The sequence below is a fragment of the Peptostreptococcus canis genome (assembly GCF_014229965.1).
GTDB classification, from domain to species: domain Bacteria; phylum Bacillota; class Clostridia; order Peptostreptococcales; family Peptostreptococcaceae; genus Peptostreptococcus; species Peptostreptococcus canis.
Map to the genome: position 1 here is coordinate 24197 of NZ_JABGBW010000010.1, position 21446 is coordinate 45642.

Genomic DNA, 21446 nt, shown 5'->3' on the forward strand with positions numbered 1-21446 from the left:
AACTATACCATAATTCGATTGCTTTTATATACATTGATAATAAAATAAATGATATAATAATAGTATTATTAATAATTTTTATGTATATATTATTTCAAAATTCAACTTACTAAATATAAGGAGGAGTAACTATGTTAAGCAAAAATTTGGAAAAAGCATTAAATGATCAAATCAATTTTGAATACTATTCAGCATATACTTATCTTGCAATGTCAGCTTATGCTGAGGAAATGGACTTCCCCGGAGCCGCAAACTTTTTTAAGGTTCAAGCCCAGGAAGAATTGGATCACGCTAGAATAATTTATAACTACGTATTTCAAAAAGGTGGAAGAGTTGAATTAGAAGCAATAAAAAAACCTAGAGTCAGCTATGATAATATACTGGACGTATTTGAAGAAGGATTAAAGCACGAACAAATGGTTACAAAAAGAATCTATAATCTTGCAGATATTGCTCTAGATGAAAAAGAACATGCCACAATGAGTTTCTTAAGATGGTTTATTGATGAACAAGTCGAAGAGGAAGAAAGTTTCAGTAATCTGGTGAAAAAAATCAAAAGAGCCAGTGATAGTTTAGCCAATATGTATATGATAGATGATGAATTGGCGACTAGAACCTATGTCCCATCAATAAAAGCTTCTGAACAAGCCTAATTAATATTTATACTATCTGAAAACAAAGGCGCTGATGATATTTGATAAATTTTATGTTGTACTAACACAAATTTCATTATCATCAACGCCTATTTCTATATATTCTTAAATTTTCTTTCCATATCTTTCATAGCCTCAAGTGTCTCGCTTAAGAGCTCATCTAATTCCCATCCCAAATTTTCTGCACCTTGCCTTATCACATCCCTTGAACATCCGGCCGCGAATTTCTTATCCTTAAATTTCTTTTTTAAAGATTTTAATTCCATATCTAAAGTACTTTTTGATGGACGCATCAATGCAGCTGCACCTATTATCCCCGTTAATTCATCAGATGCAAAAAGTATTTTTTCCATCTGCTTTTCAGGTTTAACAGTAGAACCTGTTAAGCCATATCCATGACTAATAGTAGAATTTATAATCTCTTCGGAAAGGCCTTCCTGTCTCATTATCTCAACTTGTTTTACACAATGTTGATCGGGATACATTTCAAAATCTAAATCATGTAATAGACCCACTATTTGCCAAAAATCAGCGTTCTCAGGATCATATTTAAGTGCAAAATATTTCATGACATATCCCACAGTTTCACCATGTTGTATGTGAAATGATTCTTTATTATATTTTTTCAAAATTTCCAATGCATCATCATATTTTATCAAATTATCCATACTCATTCTTCCTTTCCAATCGATATTTTCTATATTATACGATATTTATCAGAATAAGTTAATATCTTATTTGATTTTTTATGCATTATAAAAAATCATTTTGGAAACCACGGAATACATCTATTAACTCTTTTACAATAATCTATATATTCACTACCATAAAGATTTTGAAGCCATTTTTCCTCCGTATTTTTCAAAATTAACGTCATATAAATCCAGCAAATAATTGGTATTAAAAATAAAATCATATTATTTTCCACCATAATGAAACCGGTACATATTAATAAAAACGAACTATAAATTGGATTTCTTACAATAGAATATATACCGGTAGTAGCCAACTTATTTTCTTTAATATACTTATCTATTCTTGTTTTAAAATTTGCAAAACACCAAATAATAACACCGGAAATGATTAATAAAATTCCAACAATCATAAATGGTAGCTTGGTCATATTTAATTTTGCAAAGCCGAAAAATCCTTTTCTAGAAATTATTATAGCTATTGTAGTAATTAGCAATTGTGGAATTACAATTAAAGGTCCTATTCCCATTATCGGCAAATGTTCTTTATTATTCATCTTAAATCACCTTGTCCCTATTGTCACCTATAACTATACTTTGTAAACATAATATAATCCCAAAATTCTGTTATTGTTTTTTTCTTAAATTAGTCTCCACAAAATAAAATTTACCTTTAAATATTAAGATACTATTTTTTTATTAATTAACATTTTATCTAAACTAAAAATAGAATTCAATATTATTTTTGATTTTTATTATTTCCCATATATTCTGCTATTCACCAAATTTTAATATAGATACATCTTAATGTAACTTTATTGATGACAGTGTAGTTTTAATTGTGATATGATAGCGTAAGGAGGTGTTATTATGACTTTTTATGATTATAAAGCAAAAGATATAAACGGAAATATCGTTTATATGGAAATGTTCAGAGATAATGTTATTCTTGTGGTAAATACAGCTAGCAAATGTGGTTTTACTCCTCAGTTTGAGGGTCTTCAAAATTTGTACAATAAATATAAAAATCAGGGCTTTACTGTGTTGGGATTTCCATCAAGTCAGTTTGCCAATCAAGAAGTCAAGAATAGTGAGTCCATTAAGAACTTCTGTTCTATAAATTATGGTGTTACCTTTCCTATGTTTGAAAAAGTTGATGTAAATGGAGATAATGCTCTAGAACTTTTTGAATTTCTGAAGAATGAACAAAAAGGAGCAATGGGTTCCAAATCAATCAAATGGAATTTTACCAAATTTTTAATAGACAGAAATGGTAATGTAGTAAAAAGATTTTCTCCAACTACAAAACCTAAAGACATTGAAAAATATATAAAACAACTTATATAAATAAAATTAAATATTAGAGATAGAAATTTTAGAAAAAATACTAAATTTTCCGTACACTCTTTATATAAACAAACTGGGATTTATTTAGATAGCAACTTGCCAAAAATAAAGTATGCAATTACCCACAATATAATACCAACCAACATAAATATTAATAATACTTTTAGATAATCTATAGGAGTATTTAACTCAAACCAGCCACTAACTATTAAGCATGGAAATACTGTTATTAACATAATCAAAAAATGCACAATTGACTGCTTAAATAAAGACCAGTTTTCGATATCATATATTACTGAAGCGGATGCAACCACTGTCACTATAATACCAACGATGAATGTGCTCCTCACTTGAAAGGCATCCATTTTCTGATATTTCATTATTAATGATATTGCAGTCATTATGATAAAAGGAAATACTCCTCTGACTACTGCTTCTTTTAACATTTTTATCTCCTCCATAAATTCCAGTTTATTACTTATTTATTTCTTATAGTTATACCGCTCTTATAGACCTTTTTAGTCTATCACCTATAATCGATAGTGTCAAGTTTTTGTGGAGTTTAGTGTTGTTATTATGATAATGTCACCTTAGGATTAATTTTGGACTTTGTCACTTTTTGATATAAAATAATAACATATTTTTCTCTTATATATTGACAATCACAAAGTGATGTTATAAAATTATATTTAATTAATTCCTAGTATTTTTATCGGAATTAAAATTTAATTCGAGAAATGACAATAATAAGGAGATGTTAGTATGAATAAGTTCAAATCAACAAAAAAATTCATAAACGCCGCTTTCGGGGGAATCTCTTGTTGTTGCTGTTGTTGTAGATAATCTTTTTTGCATAATCTACCAAAGTAATAGCAATTAAAATAAACGGTAGATTTATAGCAATCTTAGCTAATTATTGAGTATTCTTTATATTTTCAACTTATTTCAAAAAATATTTTTATACGTGGTTTTTACATGCAAAAAACCTCTATTTGATGTAGATTTTTTTGATTAATTATTATTTGATAACCATTTAATATCAATATTTGAAAGTATTATGTAAATACTCATTTTTATTCACAAACTATCCAAATAATAATATAAAAAAATATAATAAGAAATTCAATATTTATATATTCAGAAATACCTAGTATATAAATATATATCAAAAAATATAATAACAGTAGACAAAAAGGAGAAAATATCATGAAAAAAAATGTAATCGAATTAATAGGAAAGACACCAATAGTCAATATTTCAAAAATAGACAAAAATATATTTGTAAAGCTGGAAAATAAAAATCCTGGTGGCTCAATCAAGGATCGTGCCGTACTTGGAATGATATTAGGAATGGAAGAAAGAGGAAAACTTATTTCAGGAGACAGAATAGTGGAAGCAACAAGTGGAAATACCGGTATAGCAACTGCAATGATTGGAAAAAGTAGAGGTTATGACGTGACAATTATAATGCCTGAATCAATGAGCCAGGAAAGAAGGGCTCTAATAAGAGCTTTTGGTGCGGAACTTATTCTTACTGAGGCATCAAAAGGTATGCAGGGTACAATTGATAAAATGAACGAACTTCTTTCCACTGGAAACTATAAATCCCTAGGTCAATTTAATAATAAAGACAACCCTGACTTTCATTATAAAACGACGGGGCCTGAAATTTTTGAAGATATAGATGATTTAGATATATTTGTAGCCGGTATCGGTACTGGTGGTACTGTATCAGGTATAGGTAAATATTTAAAAGAAAAAAATCCTAACATCAAGATCTTTGGAGTAGAACCTGAAGCTTCTCCTCTAATTAATAAAAATATAGCCGGTCCTCATAAAATTCAGGGAATTGGAGCAAACTTTATACCAAAGAACCTAGATTTAAATATTATTGATGAGGTGATATTAATAACTGATGACGAGGCTTTTGATATGATGAAAAGAGTTTCAAATGAAGAAGGAATAATGCTTGGTATATCATCTGGTGCCAATATAGCTGCAGCTAAAAAACTAGCTGAAAGATTTCCTGGCAAAAAAATTGTAACTGTTGCTCCAGATGGTGCAGAAAAGTATATGTCAATGAATATATTCTAATAATTCATATGATTGACATATAAGAAAGCGAGGAAAATCGATGAAATTGATTAAAAATATAGATTACATTATTGCAAATGACCCTGCTTCTAGTAGGGGAAATTTGAAATTTTTAAATAGACTAAAAGTATTTATAATATATCCCTCTGTCCATGCATTAATTGGACATAGTATATCACATTTTCTCAGCAATATTGGACTTAAATTTTTGGCAAGGCTTATTTCTCAAATTTTTAGATTTTTTACAGGTATAGAAATACATCCCGGTGCCAAAATTGGTCATAGTATAATGATAGATCATGGTATGGGTGTTGTAATTGGTGAAACAACTGAAATAGGAAATAGAGTAACAATATATCAAGGTGTCACTCTTGGTGGTACCGGTAACCATACCGGTAAAAGACATCCAACAGTTGGTGATGATGTGGTGATAGGCTCAGGTGCTAAAGTTCTTGGTCCTATAACGTTGGGAAATGAAGTTAAGATAGGTGCCAATAGTGTTGTTCTTAATGATATTCCAAATGGTGCTACTGTGGTTGGAATCCCGGGAAAAATCGTAAAGATTAAAAACACTCACTATGATTCGAAAATGATAGATTTAAATGAAAAAAGAGCTATAAATGAGATGTATTATATATAACAGATCATTCTAAGTGAATTATAAATATTAATATAATTTATTGAAATAATATCATAAATAACTATAAAAAGATTCCCAATTTATTTTTGAGAATCTTTTTTATAGTTTCTCCATTGTGACAGGAAGCTGAGGTTACTGCACTTTTACCTTTGCCTCTTGAAATAATCTTTATACAAATCGCAATCTATTCCCAAATATCTTTTTCTTCTTTTGGCAAAGAATATTTCCTATGCTTTCGAACACCCAAAATGAAGAAGATGATCCCGGAAATGATTAAGCCTACATCGATAACAATGGTAATCCAAAACGGAACACCTTTTGGCTGCACGTAGTACAGTGTTTGAATCAACATAATAATCCCCAACATAAACTGAGATATAGCGGTGATGAATAAATGGGAATATCGCTTGTTCATTTGCTTTGTGACCTCCTTCTTTTCTGTATACAAATCCAGAGGACCATCGGCTGCATTCTTCCTAAGATACACCCTCCCACCATACTGTGCCACTACAGAAATACCGGTTTGTTCTAAGAAATCAAGATATTCCTTTTTCTTTCTGCCTGTATAATCAGGTATATCTATCTTATACTGATACTTTACTGGAGAAACATCCTCAAACTCATATTCTCCATTATGATAGCCTATAAGCATTAGTCCATTTTCACCTTGCTCATTCAACCATTGTTCTTCCTTGTAGATGTCCAAAAAAGTCTTTTTAATACTTGTTTTCATTTGTATCCTCCTTCACTTTTTTTGCATTTTGCAACATTTCTTCCAGACGGATAAGTTCTTTTTCAAAAAACTCTTTTCCTGTGCTTGTGATGATATATTCAATCCTTCTATCCTTCGGATGCTCGTCCAGTGCCTTAATCCATCCTTTTTTTTGCAAAGTGTCGAATGCTCCATAGAGAGAACCGGCTCCGAGATTTACCCTACCGGCTGTCATTTCTGCAATGTCTTTCATCAGAGCATAACCATGAGCGGGTTTATGAAGTAGCAATAAAATGTAAAAGACAGATTCAGTAAGAGCTCCGCTATTTGCTGTTCTACCCATGACTTCTCCTTTCTAATACGAATTTAGATATATCGGTATATGTAATATATCATAATCTGTAATAGTTGTCAATAGCAAAGTAAATGCATGTATTGGTGGTGGGATAAGTTCCTATTATTCAAAAATACGGGATACTTTTTTGCATAGAACTGACTTTTGAGTCAACCCCTTTCATTCATAAAATAAGAGGACTGATAAAACTCACCAATCCCCTTACTAATTATTCTATTTAAGCATTTATATCTTTCAAACTATATACCTTCATCAAATCGGAGTTCACATGTTTCTTATTTACTCCAACCATAGCTTTTAATGTATCCAGTGATGTCATTATTTCAGTCTGAAATTCTATTGCTGTTCTTCTTATCTTAAACCCATCTCTAGTCGAATCATTTCCCTTTGTAGGAGTATTTATTACTAAGTCAACTTGTTTATTTCTAATTACATCAAGTATATTCGGTCTAGGTTCTTCGACTCTATTCACTACATCACATTTTACACCTGCATCATTTAGTGATTTAGCAGTTCCTTGAGTTGCTACAAAAGTATATCCAAGTTCACTCATATCCTTTGCAATTTCTATGAATTCTGACTTATCATTATTATTAATTGTCGCAAGAACCATTTTGTTTTCATCCGATACCTTCTGCCCTGATGCTAAGAAACCTTTATAAAGAGCTTCTTCGAGAGTTTCTCCTACCCCAAGTACCTCTCCGGTTGATTTCATTTCAGGACCTAAGCTCACTTCTACCTTAGATAGTTTTGACATAGAAAATACGGGAACTTTTACACATATATGCTTAGGTGTCTTATATACACCCGTTCCATATCCCAATTCAGAAAGCTTTGCTCCTAACATGCACTTAGTGGCAAGATCTACTATAGGTACACCACTTACCTTAGAAATATATGGCACTGTACGGCTTGCTCTAGGATTTACTTCTATGATATATAATTCATCTTTATACTCTATAAACTGAATATTTACCATACCTATTACATTTAAATTTAATGCCATCAATTTAGTATATTCATATATTTTTTCTTTAATTTTATCTGATATTCCCTGGCTAGGATACATAGTAATACTGTCTCCGGAATGAACTCCCGCTCTTTCTAAGTGTTCCATTATTCCCGGTATCAGTATATCTTGTCCGTCACAGATTGCATCTACTTCTATTTCTCTACCAGTTAGATATTTATCTATAAGTACAGGATTCATGGAATCTCTTTCAAATGCATCTTCCAGATACTGAGTAAGTCTCACTTCATCATAAGTTATTTCCATTCCCTGACCACCTAATACATAAGACGGCCTTACTAATACCGGATAACCTAGTTCTTTTGCAACCTCAACACCCTCGGATACAGACCAAACGCCTTTTCCTTTTGGTCTGTTTATATTTAATTTTTCCAAAAGAGCATCAAATTTTTCTCTATCTTCCGCTGCATCTATATCTTTAAAATCAGTTCCATATATATTCACTTTCTTTTCAGATAGGAATCTTGCCAGCTTTATGGCTGTCTGACCACCAAACTGCAATATTACACCGTCCGGCTTTTCTTTTTGTATTATATTGTAAACCTCTTCTTCTGTAAGTGGTTCGAAATACAGTTTATCAGAAGTATCGAAATCAGTACTAACAGTTTCTGGATTATTATTTATTATAATAGTTTCCACACCTTGTTTTCTTAATGATTTTACACAATGAACTGAACAGTAATCAAATTCTATACCTTGCCCTATTCTTATAGGTCCGGAACCAAGAACAATTATCTTCTTTTTATCACTTACTTCTACCTCATCATACTCTTCATAAGTTGAGTAATAATAAGGAGATAATGCATCAAATTCTCCTCCACAAGTGTCCACCATTTTATAAGATGGTTGAATTTTGTAAAGTGTTCTAAGCTCCAATAAATCTTCGGGATCAATTTTCATCAAATCGCTCATTCCTTTGTCTGAAAAGCCTTTTTTCTTTAGTTCAAGTAAATACTCTTTACTTAAATCTTCTATGCTCATACCTTTAAGCTTTTCCTCTTGATCCACTATCCATTTAAATTTGTTCAGGAACCATTCATCTATTCCTGTTATTTGAGATATCATCTCTATTTTGTATCCTCTTCTAATCATCTCAGCAAGATCGAATATTCTCTCATCATCCGGAACTACTATACTCGCTTTTAATTCAGAAAGACTCTTAAGCTCTGAAGCCTTATGCACAAGCGAATATTTTCCCGTCTCAAGAGATCTTATTCCCTTTAGAAAAGCCGCTTCAAAATTCGAACCTATACTCATTATTTCACCAGTAGCCATCATTTTTGTTCCAAGCTTTCTATTTGCATGTTTAAACTTGTCAAAAGGCCATTTAGGTATCTTGACCACTACATAGTCAATAGTAGGCTCAAAACAAGCATCTGTTGTCTTTGTCACTGCATTTTTTATTTCATCAAGGGTATAACCTAAAGCGATTTTTGATGCTACTTTTGCTATTGGATAACCTGTTGCTTTCGATGCTAATGCAGAAGATCTTGAAACCCTTGGATTTATTTCTATTACAGCATATTCAAAACTTTTAGGATTTAACGCAAACTGAACATTACATCCTCCTTCAACTCCAATTGCTTCCAATATATCCAGAGATGCCTTTCTAAGCATCTGGCATTCTATACCCGATAATGTCTGTGTAGGTGCAACAACTATCGAATCTCCAGTATGAACTCCTACCGGATCTATATTTTCCATATTACAAACGGCTATACTATTTCCATTTGAGTCTCTTATTACCTCATACTCAATTTCTTTCCATCCCTTTATACTTTTTTCTATTAAACACTGGGTAACCGGGCTCAGTTGTAATCCATGAGTAAGAATTTCTCTTAATTCTTCTTCTGTTTCAGCTATACCTCCTCCTGTACCTCCTAGAGTATATGCCGGTCTTACTACTACCGGATAACCTATTTCTTTTGCATAAACCATACCTTGTTCTAAAGTTGTTACGATATCACTTTCTATAATAGGCTGTCCGATTTTATTCATTACCTCTCTAAAGGTATCTCTATCTTCACCTTTTTTAATAGCTTCTACAGAAGTACCTATTATCTTTACACCATATTTATCCAGTATTCCTTTATCATATAATTCCACAGCCAAATTCAAACCTGTCTGTCCACCCATCCCTGCAAGTAAACTATCCGGTCTTTCTTTTGCAATTATTTTTTCAATAAAATCCAAAGTAAGTGGCTCTATATATATATGATCAGCTATTTCTTGGTCCGTCATTATGGTTGCAGGATTTGAATTTATAAGTACAACCTCTATTCCTTCTTCTTTTAAAGATTGACAAGCTTGCGTTCCTGAATAGTCAAACTCTGCCGCCTGCCCGATTATTATAGGACCGGAACCTAAAACTAATGTTTTCTTTATACTATTTATTTTTGGCATATTATATCTCCTTATAACTATTAAATTATCATTACTTAATCTCTAATTTTTTATAATTACTCCGCAAGTTCCATAAATTTATCAAATACGTATTCATTTGGATCATACTGAACACTATAAATCGATAAACTATTGTGTCTTATACCTTCTATAGTTTTATCGTTTAAATGTATATCTGTTATCATTAAATCTTTTGGAGTTTCACTTACATAATAACTATGATTTTGAGAAGTAATAAATATCTTTTCTAAATCGAAATTTTTAACAGGATGATTAGCACCCCTGTGTCCATATTTTAATTTGTCAATTTTACTTCCTAGTGCCATTGCAATTAATTGATGACCTAATGAGATACCAATTAAAGGCTTTTTGCCAATAAACTCTTTTAATTTTTTAGATTCTTCTTGTAAATCCATGGGATTCCCCGGTCCATTTGATACGCATATTAAATCCGGATTAATTGACAATATTTCAGCTACAGGTGTTTCTACCGGAAAAATTGTTACATCACAGCCTCTATCTATAAAACCCTTTATTATACTGTCCTTTACACCTAAATCTATTATAGCTACCTTTTTACCTTTTCCCTTAATATGCTCAATTTTTTTTCTACTTACTATTTTTACTGCATCAGAATTATCATAGGAATCAAGTTTTGACTGAATATCTTTTAATTTTGAATGCTCGGTAGTTATTATACCTTTCATCGTCCCTTTATTTCTAATAATTTTTGTAAGTGCTCTAGTATCTATCCCTTCTAAACCAATTACTTTACTTTGTTTTAAATATGTATCTATATCCATTTCACATCTAAAATTTGAAGGCATATCACTTTTTTCTCTTATGATAAACCCACTTACTTTTACTGAAGAAGATTCTTTATCTTCCAAATTAATTCCATAGTTTCCAACTAACGGATATGTAATTGCAACTATTTGTCCATAGTATGACGGGTCTGTTAATATTTCCTGATAACCTGCCATAGAAGTATTAAATACCACTTCTCCTACACTATCTTCAATATGCCCGAATACCTTGCCTTCAAATATTGTTCCGTCCTCTAAAATTAATCTGCCCTTCATTATAACCTCCTACTTAATCACCGATTCTATTTCTTTCACTATTTCATCCGCTGCCTTATTTGGTTTTTCCGCTTTTGTAATAGGTCTGCCAACCACCAAAACAGTAGCACCGTTTTTTATTGCGTCACTTGGAGTTACCACTCTTTTTTGATCTCCAACTTCGGCAGTTTTTGGTCTAATGCCGGGGCAAACAGTAATAAAATCATCTCCACAAGCTTTTACTATTTTGCTGACTTCTCTTGCTGAACAAACTACTCCATCAAGTCCCGCTTCTTTTGCTAGTTTTGCTCTCTTTATTGCCGTTTCTTCAGTTGAAAGACTACATCCTATATCACTCAAATCACTATCACTCAAAGACGTTAATACTGTAACTCCAACTATCAGAGGCCTTTCTATACCCAATCTTTCAGCTTCCTCTTTTGCTGCAAGAGCACATTGTCTCATTCCCTCCATATCAGAAACATGTATTGTCATTAACCATACACCATCTTTTACTGCAGCTTTTACTGCAGATTTCATAGTATTAGGAATATCATGAAACTTTAGGTCTAAAAAAATCTTTTTTCCTTTAGATTTCAAATAATCAACTGTTTTACCTCTAGATGAAATATAATTTTCCAAGCCAACCTTATATATCTCTACACTATTTTCAAGTGAGTCAATTAGCTCTACCGCTTTTTCATATTCATCAGTATCAATAGCTACTATCAATTTTTCCTTACCACTTACCATTTTAAGCTCCTTCTGATTAAGCCTGATGTGTTGATAAAAACATAAAAAATCCTTATACCAGAGGTATAAGGACGTAATTTTTGTACCATCAATAAAAGTTTTACTAAAACTAAAACTTCAATTATTATATATCCTTACCAGTCTCTCTGGACTAGCTTAAAAGACTTAATCTATTTTATTTTTTGTGTACCATTGCGTCTCTGCACAATCCTTCTCATACACCTGTAGAATATAATATCACAATTTTTTCTATTTTTCAATAGAATATAATAGCGAGTTACTATAATTCTCTCAAAAATCTTTTTCTATTTTTCTTTTTCCTTTCTTGACTTTTTATTATTTGCGAACCACTCTTTACAAATTGACTAATCATTTTTAACATAAGTTCTCGCTTTTCAGGCTCTAAATCTGACATTTCCATTAATATTTTAATAGCCACTTTTAATCTTTTATTTGATATTTCACTTATCCTTTTTGCTTTTGTAGTCTTTATTATTAATTCATAAAACTCATCTACAAACGCAGCTTTTTCTTCATCACTTGTATTTTCTAGCCAGTGTTTCAATGTTTTATCAATGAAAACTATATCCTTTGTTAACCTTTTTTCTTCAACAAATTTATTTCCCTTAACTTCCCAATTAAATCCGTCGTGTTGAATAAATCCTGTTGAACCTATTGCATTTATAAGTTTTCTATTTTCATTATCCTTCATTAAAATTCCCACAACAGAACTTTTAGGCATTATTTTTTTTACTTTTTTTACAGTTTTTTTATACTTGGATGAAATTACCACTTCACTTGAAAATCCCGGACCATCATTATTATAGACTATTTCAACTCTGTTTATATTTTTATCATCTAAACCCATAACTGAATAAACTGCAAAATTGCCACCTTTTGAATGACCACCTACAAATATTTTTTCTTTTTTGTATTTTTTCATAATACTTCTTAAATATTTGGCTGAATATTCTTGTCCATAAATGGATGTGGAAAAACTCATATTAAAATCTTCCTTAAATCCCACAAGAGTATCATCGGTTCCTCTAAATGCAATGTATATAGAATCATCTTTGAATTTAAAACACATTGCACAAAACTGAACTTCTTTTATTTCATCAAATTTACTTATAAAATCAGATACTACGACTTTTCTAAATCTATTTGTATTAGAAGCCTTCCTCAACAATCCCTCTATCCTTGTTATAAGACTTGTCGATTTTCTTTCTTTTTCATTTAGTGTATCATTTTGAAAATATCTATTTGCTACTTCTTCTAAAGTCGACCCTCCTGAAGTATTTATATTTAAATAAGACAATTCACAAAAAATCAAATTATCTACTTCGTTAATTTCATCTTGTTCAAATGTCAAATCTCCTCGCCAATTTAAATAATCCATTATATTATCCATAATTATCAACCTTTCATTAGATAAAACCGGAAATACGTCTACAAATACATTTTATAAAAATTCTATAAATCAAATATCATTTGATTATATTCTAACTTGTCAAATCCCATTTTGTTATATAGTTCAATGGCTCTTGTATTAGATGGAGAAACCTCCAGCCTAAATCTAACAGCTTCTGGATTGTTATTCATTATATAGTTAAAATATTTTTTAGCAATCCCTTTACTTCTGTATTCTTTTTGAATATATAAGTCCTCTAGTTGAACAGTTATACCTGCTACCTCAGAAGCATAGTAACTTGTAGTAATACCAAATCCTACCAAATTACCCTCATAATAAACTTCTAACCCTTTAACAAGATAATTTTGGGATATTATATCATCCAGTAGTTTTTTTATTGTTTTAAATGGTATTGGATGAGCTACTGCATCAGATGTATAAAACTCTGACATCATATCTAGTAATTCATCATACCTTTCTTTGCTAAATGTCTTAAAATTCATTTTATACCTCCTCATAAATATTTATGACTTTTCATAAAATATAAAATATTAATATAAGACGCCGTAAAATTACAGCGCCTTATAGTTTTTATTTTTTATTAATATTGTTCATCTTCTACAACTTCTTTTTCTATTGCTATATTTCTATACTTCTTCATACCCGTACCTGCTGGTATTAGTTTACCAAGAATTACATTTTCCTTCAAACCTATCAAATGATCTTCTTTACCTTTGATAGCAGCATCTGTAAGTACTCTTGTTGTTTCTTGGAATGAAGCTGCTGAAAGGAATGATTCTGTAGCAAGAGAAGCTTTAGTAATACCAAGTAGCACCCTCTTTGCTGTGGCAGGTCTTTCTCCTCTTTCAATAGCTTCTTCATTACACTTATTATAGTTTAGAACATCTTCATAACCACCAGGTAATAAATCTGTATCTCCAGGATCTTCAACTTTAACTTTTGAAAGCATCTGTCTTACTATAACCTCTATGTGCTTATCATTAATATCAACACCTTGTAATCTATAGACTCTCTGTACTTCTTTGACAATATAGTCTTGAACTCCGCCTATACCATTAACTCTAACTATATCATGAGGATTTATAGATCCTTGTGTAAGTGGTTCTCCTGCCTTAACAAAAGCACCGTTTTTAACTCTTATTCTAGAACCATAAGGAATTTGATATACTTCTGCTTCACCATCCTGTGGCGTTACTATCACTTCTTTTCTCTTTCCTGTTTCATCTATTTCTACAGTACCGGAAATTTCACTGATAACAGCAAGCCCTTTTGGTTTACGTGCTTCAAAAAGCTCTTCGACTCTAGGAAGCCCCTGAGTAATATCTCCACCGGCTACTCCACCAGTATGGAATGTACGCATTGTAAGCTGTGTACCGGGCTCACCGATAGACTGAGCAGCAATTATACCTATTGCTTCACCTATATTGACAGGTTTACCTGTCGCAAGGTTTCTACCATAACACTTAGCACAAACGCCATGTTCTGTCTTACAATTAAGCACAGTTCTTATATGAACTTTTTCAATTCCGGCTTCAACTATCTTATCTGCATCATCTTCAAGTATCATTTGATCTGCTTCTACGATTACTTCTCCTGTTTCCGGATGAACAATTGAATCTATAGTATATCTACCTATAATTCTGTCTCTTAGTTCTTCTATTACTTCATTTCCATCTTTTATTGCAAATATTTCTGTAGTTTCAGTAGTACCACAGTCTACATCTCTTACAATAACGTCTTGGCTGACATCTACAAGTCTTCTTGTTAGATAACCCGAATCGGCAGTACGAAGAGCTGTATCGGCAAGTCCTTTTCTGGCACCATGCGAAGATGTAAAGTATTCCATTACTGAAAGACCTTCACGGAAATTAGACTTAACCGGTATTTCGACTGTTTTACCGGATGCATTGGCCATAAGTCCACGCATACCTGCAAGCTGTCTTATCTGGTTTTTAGAACCTCTGGCCCCTGAATGTGCCATTATAAATATGTTATTCATTCTGTCCAAGCCATCCATAAGGGCTTCAGTTACCTTATCAGTTGTTATAGTCCAAGTCTCAATAACTTTTTCATATCTTTCTTCATTTGAAATAAGACCTCTTCTATAAGCCTTTTCATACTTATCTACCAAATCTTCGGCTTCTTTTAAATAAGTATACTTAGCTTCCGGTATATCCATATCTGCAACCGCAACTGTTATACCACCAACAGTTGAGTACTTATATCCCATTCCCTTAACATAGTCAAGTAATTCAGCAGTCTTTGTATTTCCATGCTTTCTAAAGCATTTATCTATTATCTTTCCTAACTTTTTCTTATCTGCCAGGAAGTCCACTTCTAAACTAAATGGATCTTTTTCCCTATCTACAAATCCTAAGTCCTGAGGGATACCTTCATTAAATATAAATCTACCAACAGTACTTTCTATCATCTGACTTCTTCCATCTTCTAAAGTCTTTCTCATCTTTACAAGAGCATGTAATTCGACTTTATGATTGAAATATGATAACAGTAATTCATTATAATCCTTAAATACTGAACCCGTTCCTTTTGCTCCTTCCTGAGCTTCTATTGTCAAGTAATATGAGCCAAGAACCATATCCTGAGAAGGAGTGGTAATAGGAGCACCGTCTTTTGGAGCAAGTATATTGTTTACAGACAACATCAAATATCTTGCCTCTGCCTGTGCTTCTACTGACAATGGAACATGGACTGCCATCTGGTCTCCATCAAAGTCCGCATTATACGCTGTACAAACTAATGGATGAAGTTTTATAGCTTTACCTTCTACCAATACCGGTTCAAACGCCTGAATACCTAATCTATGTAGAGTAGGTGCACGGTTAAGCAATACCGGATGACTCTTTATAACCTCTTCAAGTACATCCCAAACTTCAGGTTTAACTTTTTCTACTATTGTTTTTGCACTTTTAATATTATGCGCATATCCTTTTTTAACCAATTTGTCCATTACAAAAGGCTTAAATAATTCTAATGCCATTTTCTTCGGAAGACCGCATTGATAAAATTTCAACTCCGGACCAACAACAATAACTGAACGCCCTGAATAGTCGACTCTCTTACCAAGCAGATTCTGTCTAAAACGCCCTTGCTTTCCTTTTAGCATATCAGATAATGATTTCAAAGGTCTATTTCCCGGACCTGTAACCGGTCTACCTCTTCTGCCATTATCAATAAGCGCATCTACAGCTTCTTGAAGCATTCTTTTTTCATTTCTAACAATGATTTCCGGAGCTCCTAATTCAAGAAGTCTCTTCAATCTATTATTTCTATTTATTACTCTTCTGTACAAATCATTCAAATCAGATGTGGCAAATCTACCTCCATCCAACTGAACCATAGGTCTAAGATCAGGAGGAATTACCGGAATAGCTTCTAATATCATCCATTCTGGCTTATTTCCTGATTTTTTAAATGCCTCCACTACTTCCAATCTTCTAATAGTTCTTACTCTTTTCTGTCCTGTTGCATCTTTTAAATCGGCTCTAAGTTCAGCAGACTGAGCATCTAAATCTATCTTCTCTAATAACTTTTTGATGGCTTCGGCACCGATTCCTACTTCAAAACTATGTCCATATTTTTCAATATTGGCTCTGTATTCTCTTTCAGTAAGTACCTGTTTATATGCCAACCCTGTTTCACCCGGCTCTATTACTACATAAGATGCAAAATAAAGTACTTTTTCCAAAGATCTTGGTGACATATCCAACAAAAGACCCATTCTTGATGGTATTCCTTTAAAATACCATATATGAGACATAGGAGCAGCAAGTTCTATATGCCCCATTCTCTCTCTTCTTACTTTGGCTTTTGTGACTTCAACTCCACATCTATCACAAACAACACCTTTATATCTTACTCTTCTGTATTTACCACAATGGCATTCCCAGTCTTTTGTAGGTCCAAATATTTTTTCACAAAATAGGCCTTCTTTTTCTGGTTTTAATGTTCTATAGTTTATTGTTTCTGGTTTTTTTACTTCTCCCCTAGACCACTGTCTAATTCTTTCCGGAGAAGCCAATCCTATTTTTATCGACTCAAAATTGTTTAATTCAAACAAGGAGTTCTCTCCCTTCTTTTGATACTTATATAATTAACTGCTTTCCTAGTTCTCAAATATATGAGAACTAGGAGCTTTTTCCTTCTACCCTTTAATTCGCCTTTGATATATACTTTCTAATTAGAATTATTATGTAAGACTATTAATATTCTTCATCTTCATCATAATCGTCTACTTCATCTTCAAACTCATCGATGTCATCTTCAAAGTTTTCTATTTCATCCTCATCAAATGAATTGTCATCATTATCATTGAATTCGTCATCTTCAACTTCTTCTATCATATGAGTATCTTCAATATCTTCAGGAACAATCTGTTCAATCTTGAATTCCTCAATACCTTCTTCATCAACAGATTCTTTTATATCTATTGGTGTACCATCTTGATCTAAAGCACTAACATCCAGGCATAGAGACTGAAGTTCTTTCATTAATACTCTAAATGATTCAGGCATTCCCGGTTCAGGTATATTTTCACCCTTAACTATAGCCTCATAAGTTTCAACTCTACCTTTAACATCATCCGATTTAACCGTCAATATTTCTTGAAGAATATGTGAAGCACCATAAGCTTCCAAAGCCCAAACTTCCATTTCCCCAAATCTCTGGCCACCAAACTGTGCTTTACCTCCCAGAGGCTGCTGAGTTACTAACGAGTACGGTCCTGTACTTCTAGCGTGTAGTTTGTCGTCAACAAGATGATGTAACTTCAAGTAATACATATAACCAACAGTAATTCTGTTATCAAAAGTTTCTCCAGTACGTCCATCAAATAGTTTTAACTTACCATCTCTTGGATATCCCGCTAATTCCAGAGCATCCATTATGTCATACTCATTTGCACCATCAAATACTGAAGTAGCAACATACCAGCCAAGTCTCTTAGCAGCAAGTCCTAAGTGAACTTCAAGTACCTGACCTATATTCATACGAGAAGGTATACCCTGAGGATTAAGTACTATATCCATTGGAGTTCCATCTTCCATAAATGGCATATCTTCCTCAGGTAACACTCTGGAAATAACCCCTTTATTACCATGACGGCCGGCCATTTTATCTCCGACTTTTATTTTTCTCTTCTTAGCTATATAGCATCTTACTAATTCGTTTACACCTGGAGATAAATCATCTCCATTTTCTCTCGTAAATATTTTTATATCTACTATGATACCGGATTCTCCATGTGGCACTTTTAAAGAAGTATCTCTTACCTCTCTGGCTTTTTCACCAAAAATAGCTCTTAAAAGCCTTTCTTCTGCAGTAAGTTCAGTTTCTCCCTTAGGTGTAACTTTACCAACAAGTATATCTCCGGAATCAACCTCTGCACCTATTCTTATGATACCTCTTTCATCAAGATTTTTTATAGCATTTTCACCAACATTAGGTATATCTCTGGTAATTTCTTCCGGTCCTAATTTAGTATCTCTTGCTTCACATTCATACTCCTCAATATGGATAGTAGACAATCTGTCTTCTTTTATAAGTCTTTCATTAATCAGAACCGCATCTTCATAGTTATAGCCTTCCCAAGTCATGAAAGCAATTAAACAGTTTCTTCCAAGAGCAATTTCTCCAAGATCAGTAGCTGGTCCATCTGCAATTACATCTCCTACTTTAACTTCTTCACCTTTACTTACAATAGGTGTTTGATTCAAGCAGGTACCGGAGTTTGATCTCTTAAACTTAAGTAATCTATATCTATCTTTATCACCATTGTCTTTTTTTATGATAATTTCATCGGCTGATACTCTGTCAACTACACCATTATTTTTAGCTACAACAACAGCTCCGGAATCTTTAGCAGCTCTATATTCAATTCCTGTCCCTATAATTGGAGCTTCTCTTCTAACTAGAGGAACAGCCTGACGCTGCATGTTTGATCCCATCAAAGCTCTATTGGCATCATCATTTTCAAGGAAAGGAATCATAGCAGTAGCAACAGATACAACCTGTTTCGGAGATATATCCATATAATCTACACGATCCTCCGGAACCAATTCAACCGCACCTAAAACAGTTCTACAAATAACTCTATTATTCATAAAACTTCCATCATCATTTAAAGGCTCATTAGCCTGAGCTCTTACATACAAATCTTCTTCATCGGCTGTCAAGTAATGAATTTCATCTGTAACAACTTTCTTTTCTTTGTCATACTTTCTGTATGGAGATTCAATAAATCCATATTCATTTATCTTTGCATAAGTAGAAAGTGAATTTATAAGACCTATATTTGGACCTTCCGGAGTTTCTATAGGACACATTCTACCATAATGTGAGTGGTGAACGTCACGTACCTCAAATCCTGCCCTTTCTCTTGAAAGTCCTCCCGGTCCTAATGCAGATAATCTTCTTTTATGAGTAAGCTCTGAAAGTGGATTTGTCTGATCCATGAACTGTGATAACTGAGAGCTTCCAAAAAACTCCTTTATAGCCGCAGATACCGGTCTTATATTTACAAGAGCCTGAGGAGTAATAGTCTCCATATCTTGAACAGTCATTCTTTCTTTTATAACTCTTTCCATTCTCGAAAAACCTATACGTACCTGATTTTGAAGCAATTCACCTACACATCTTATTCTTCTGTTTCCTAAATGGTCAATATCATCTACATTACCTATTCTGTCTTTACCATCTATAATGTAGAATAATCCAAATTCATAACTTATAGAAGCAATTATGTCATCTAACAGAATGTGCTTTGGAATTAAAGATTTAATATTTGTTCTAATAACTTCTTTTATTTCATTTTCATCCTGATAGCTTTCTAATATTTCTTTTAAAGTAGGATAATGAACATTTTCTTTTATATCCAAATCCGAAATATCAAAATCTACATGAGATTTAATGTCTACGAAATTATTTCCTATTACTTTTATTTCTCTTTCTTCATCTATTTTTACCCATACAGAATTTATGCCTGAATTCTGGATTGCTTTAGCTACTTCTAAAGAAATTTTTTCATCTTCTTTTACAAAAACTTCACCAGTTTCTTCATTTACAACATCCCTAGCTGCAATTTTATCCATTATTCTATAACAAAGGGCAAGTTTTTTATTAAATTTATACCTACCAACCTTTGCTAAATCATATCTCTTAGGATCGAAAAATAAAGAATTCAGCAATGATGAGGCGCTCTCAACTGTTGGAGGTTCTCCAGGTCTAAGTTTCTTATAAATCTCTATTAAACCTTCATCAACATTAGTAGTATTATCTTTTTCTAATGTCGCTCTTAGTCTCTCATCTTCACCTAATAAATCTATAATTTCAGCATCTGAACCTATTCCCAACGCTCTTAAAAGAACTGTAACCGGCTGTTTTCTGGTTCTGTCAACTCTTACAGATATTACTCCTGTAGAATCCGTTTCATATTCCAACCAGGCACCTCTATTTGGTATTACCGTAGAAGATATAAGTCTATTTCCGGTCTTATCTCTTTCTTCCGAATAATATACACCTGGTGATCTTACTAACTGTGATACTATGACCCTCTCTGCACCATTTATAATAAACGTTCCTCTGTCAGTCATTAAAGGGAAATCACCCATAAATACTTCCTGTTCCTTTATCTCGCCAGTTTCCTTATTTATAAGTCTAACTTTTACCTTTAAAGGAGCACAATAAGTAGTATCTCTCTCTTTACATTCTTCAATATCGTATTTAGGCTTTTCATCTAATGAATAATCTACAAATTCCAATATCAAATTACCAGTGTAATCCTCTATTGGTGAAATATCTGTAAACACTTCTTTTAAGCCTTCTCTTAAAAACCAATCATATGAATCCACCTGAATTTCAATAAGATTGGGCACATCAGCTATTTCCTTGATTTTGGAAAAGCTCATTCTTTCTCTTTTTCCAATCGTGACTGGATGTGGTACCACAATTTTCACCTCACTAAATTAAATTTTATTGCATTTGTTAATTTATGAGTTCACGATAATAAATCCACCTTGCTTTAGAGTAATTAAATGCAACAGAAATTTACCTTCACAAGCCCACTTTATTTATCGCTATTTACAAAAATATTGCTATTAAAGATATATTTTTTTACCTATCTCTCTTTAAAAATAGGCATATTTACACATTTTAAGCAGTATATTATTTTAGCACAATTTTTGTACTTTTTCAAGTCTTTTATTTTACAATTGTTGTTATTTTATGATAATGTCACCTTAGGATTAATTTTGGACT

The 21446-nt window shown here is 32.5% G+C and carries 16 protein-coding genes; 4 read left to right on the top strand and 12 right to left on the bottom strand.

Annotation, left to right across the window (positions count from 1 at the left end; translation table 11 throughout):
• Positions 1–131: 131 nt before the first annotated feature.
• Positions 132–653: a ferritin gene (locus HLB29_RS08405; RefSeq protein ID WP_185624720.1), complete on the top strand. Its 522-nt coding sequence runs from the start codon at positions 132–134 to the stop codon at positions 651–653.
• 95 nt (positions 654–748) lie between these two features.
• Here HLB29_RS08405 and HLB29_RS08410 read toward each other — a convergent pair whose 3' ends face one another.
• Together HLB29_RS08410 and HLB29_RS08415 are read right to left on the bottom strand one after the other, a co-directional pair.
• The gene (locus tag HLB29_RS08410) at positions 749–1321 is read right to left on the bottom strand and encodes a hydrolase (protein ID WP_330604451.1); all 573 of its coding nucleotides are present in this window, start codon (positions 1319–1321) and stop codon (positions 749–751) included.
• A gap of 95 nt (positions 1322–1416) precedes the next feature.
• Positions 1417–1902, bottom strand: a complete 486-nt coding sequence (locus HLB29_RS08415; protein WP_185624721.1) for a methyltransferase family protein — start codon at positions 1900–1902, stop codon at positions 1417–1419.
• 313 nt (positions 1903–2215) lie between these two features.
• On the opposite strand from HLB29_RS08415, the gene HLB29_RS08420 reads away from it, so the two are divergent.
• Positions 2216–2692 carry a glutathione peroxidase gene (locus HLB29_RS08420; RefSeq protein ID WP_185624722.1) on the top strand — a complete coding sequence of 159 codons (477 nt, stop codon included), beginning with the start codon at positions 2216–2218 and terminating at the stop codon, positions 2690–2692.
• 80 nt (positions 2693–2772) lie between these two features.
• On the opposite strand, the gene HLB29_RS08425 is transcribed toward HLB29_RS08420, so the two are convergent.
• Positions 2773–3138, bottom strand: a complete 366-nt coding sequence (locus HLB29_RS08425; RefSeq protein ID WP_185624723.1) for a DUF3021 family protein — start codon at positions 3136–3138, stop codon at positions 2773–2775.
• 760 nt (positions 3139–3898) lie between these two features.
• On the opposite strand from HLB29_RS08425, the gene cysK reads away from it, so the two are divergent.
• Positions 3899–4786 (top strand): cysteine synthase A, encoded by an 888-nt coding sequence (gene cysK, locus HLB29_RS08430; RefSeq protein WP_185624724.1) that lies wholly within the window; start codon positions 3899–3901, stop codon positions 4784–4786.
• A 40-nt stretch (positions 4787–4826) separates the two neighbouring features.
• The gene (gene cysE, locus HLB29_RS08435) at positions 4827–5426 is read left to right on the top strand and encodes a serine O-acetyltransferase (protein ID WP_185624725.1); all 600 of its coding nucleotides are present in this window, start codon (positions 4827–4829) and stop codon (positions 5424–5426) included.
• Between the two features lie 184 nt (positions 5427–5610).
• On the opposite strand, the gene HLB29_RS08440 is transcribed toward cysE, so the two are convergent.
• The 9 genes from HLB29_RS08440 to rpoB all read right to left on the bottom strand — a co-directional run bounded on the left by HLB29_RS08440 (position 5611) and on the right by rpoB (position 21097).
• A complete protein-coding gene (locus tag HLB29_RS08440) occupies positions 5611–6159 on the bottom strand; it encodes a DUF2812 domain-containing protein (protein WP_185624726.1) in 549 nt (182 codons plus the stop codon).
• Positions 6143–6481, bottom strand: a complete 339-nt coding sequence (locus HLB29_RS08445) for a PadR family transcriptional regulator (protein WP_185624727.1) — start codon at positions 6479–6481, stop codon at positions 6143–6145. Before HLB29_RS08445 ends, HLB29_RS08440 begins: the two co-directional genes overlap by 17 nt.
• 229 nt (positions 6482–6710) lie before the next feature.
• Positions 6711–9926 (bottom strand): carbamoyl-phosphate synthase large subunit, encoded by a 3216-nt coding sequence (carB, locus tag HLB29_RS08450; RefSeq protein WP_185624728.1) that lies wholly within the window; start codon positions 9924–9926, stop codon positions 6711–6713.
• A 56-nt stretch (positions 9927–9982) separates the two neighbouring features.
• Positions 9983–11008, bottom strand: a complete 1026-nt coding sequence (gene carA, locus HLB29_RS08455; RefSeq protein WP_185624729.1) for a glutamine-hydrolyzing carbamoyl-phosphate synthase small subunit — start codon at positions 11006–11008, stop codon at positions 9983–9985.
• Positions 11009–11017: 9 nt separating this feature from the next.
• Positions 11018–11740, bottom strand: a complete 723-nt coding sequence (gene pyrF / locus HLB29_RS08460; RefSeq protein ID WP_185624730.1) for an orotidine-5'-phosphate decarboxylase — start codon at positions 11738–11740, stop codon at positions 11018–11020.
• Between the two features lie 280 nt (positions 11741–12020).
• Positions 12021–13151 (bottom strand): Mbeg1-like protein, encoded by a 1131-nt coding sequence (locus HLB29_RS08465; protein ID WP_185624731.1) that lies wholly within the window; start codon positions 13149–13151, stop codon positions 12021–12023.
• Positions 13152–13213: 62 nt separating this feature from the next.
• Positions 13214–13654 carry a GNAT family N-acetyltransferase gene (locus HLB29_RS08470; RefSeq protein WP_185624732.1) on the bottom strand — a complete coding sequence of 147 codons (441 nt, stop codon included), beginning with the start codon at positions 13652–13654 and terminating at the stop codon, positions 13214–13216.
• Between the two features lie 98 nt (positions 13655–13752).
• On the bottom strand, positions 13753–17253 hold the full coding sequence (gene rpoC / locus HLB29_RS08475) for a DNA-directed RNA polymerase subunit beta' (protein ID WP_185624733.1): 3501 nt from the start codon (positions 17251–17253) through the stop codon (positions 13753–13755).
• A gap of 142 nt (positions 17254–17395) precedes the next feature.
• Complete coding sequence (gene rpoB, locus HLB29_RS08480; protein ID WP_185624737.1) at positions 17396–21097, bottom strand: DNA-directed RNA polymerase subunit beta; 3702 nt, start codon at positions 21095–21097, stop codon at positions 17396–17398.
• Positions 21098–21446: the final 349 nt, after the last annotated feature.

Bases quoted from the DNA above. Each gene is read 5' to 3' on its own strand.
- HLB29_RS08405 (WP_185624720.1), top strand. From the start codon at position 132: ATGTTAAGCAAAAATTTGGAAAAAGCATTAAATGATCAAATCAATTTT.
- HLB29_RS08410 (WP_330604451.1), bottom strand. From the start codon at position 1,321: ATGGATAATTTGATAAAATATGATGATGCATTGGAAATTTTGAAAAAA.
- HLB29_RS08415 (WP_185624721.1), bottom strand. From the start codon at position 1,902: ATGAATAATAAAGAACATTTGCCGATAATGGGAATAGGACCTTTAATT.
- HLB29_RS08420 (WP_185624722.1), top strand. From the start codon at position 2,216: ATGACTTTTTATGATTATAAAGCAAAAGATATAAACGGAAATATCGTT.
- HLB29_RS08425 (WP_185624723.1), bottom strand. From the start codon at position 3,138: ATGTTAAAAGAAGCAGTAGTCAGAGGAGTATTTCCTTTTATCATAATG.
- cysK (WP_185624724.1), top strand. From the start codon at position 3,899: ATGAAAAAAAATGTAATCGAATTAATAGGAAAGACACCAATAGTCAAT.
- cysE (WP_185624725.1), top strand. From the start codon at position 4,827: ATGAAATTGATTAAAAATATAGATTACATTATTGCAAATGACCCTGCT.
- HLB29_RS08440 (WP_185624726.1), bottom strand. From the start codon at position 6,159: ATGAAAACAAGTATTAAAAAGACTTTTTTGGACATCTACAAGGAAGAA.
- HLB29_RS08445 (WP_185624727.1), bottom strand. From the start codon at position 6,481: ATGGGTAGAACAGCAAATAGCGGAGCTCTTACTGAATCTGTCTTTTAC.
- carB (WP_185624728.1), bottom strand. From the start codon at position 9,926: ATGCCAAAAATAAATAGTATAAAGAAAACATTAGTTTTAGGTTCCGGT.
- carA (WP_185624729.1), bottom strand. From the start codon at position 11,008: ATGAAGGGCAGATTAATTTTAGAGGACGGAACAATATTTGAAGGCAAG.
- pyrF (WP_185624730.1), bottom strand. From the start codon at position 11,740: ATGGTAAGTGGTAAGGAAAAATTGATAGTAGCTATTGATACTGATGAA.
- HLB29_RS08465 (WP_185624731.1), bottom strand. From the start codon at position 13,151: ATGGATAATATAATGGATTATTTAAATTGGCGAGGAGATTTGACATTT.
- HLB29_RS08470 (WP_185624732.1), bottom strand. From the start codon at position 13,654: ATGAATTTTAAGACATTTAGCAAAGAAAGGTATGATGAATTACTAGAT.
- rpoB (WP_185624737.1), bottom strand. From the start codon at position 21,097: ATGAGCTTTTCCAAAATCAAGGAAATAGCTGATGTGCCCAATCTTATT.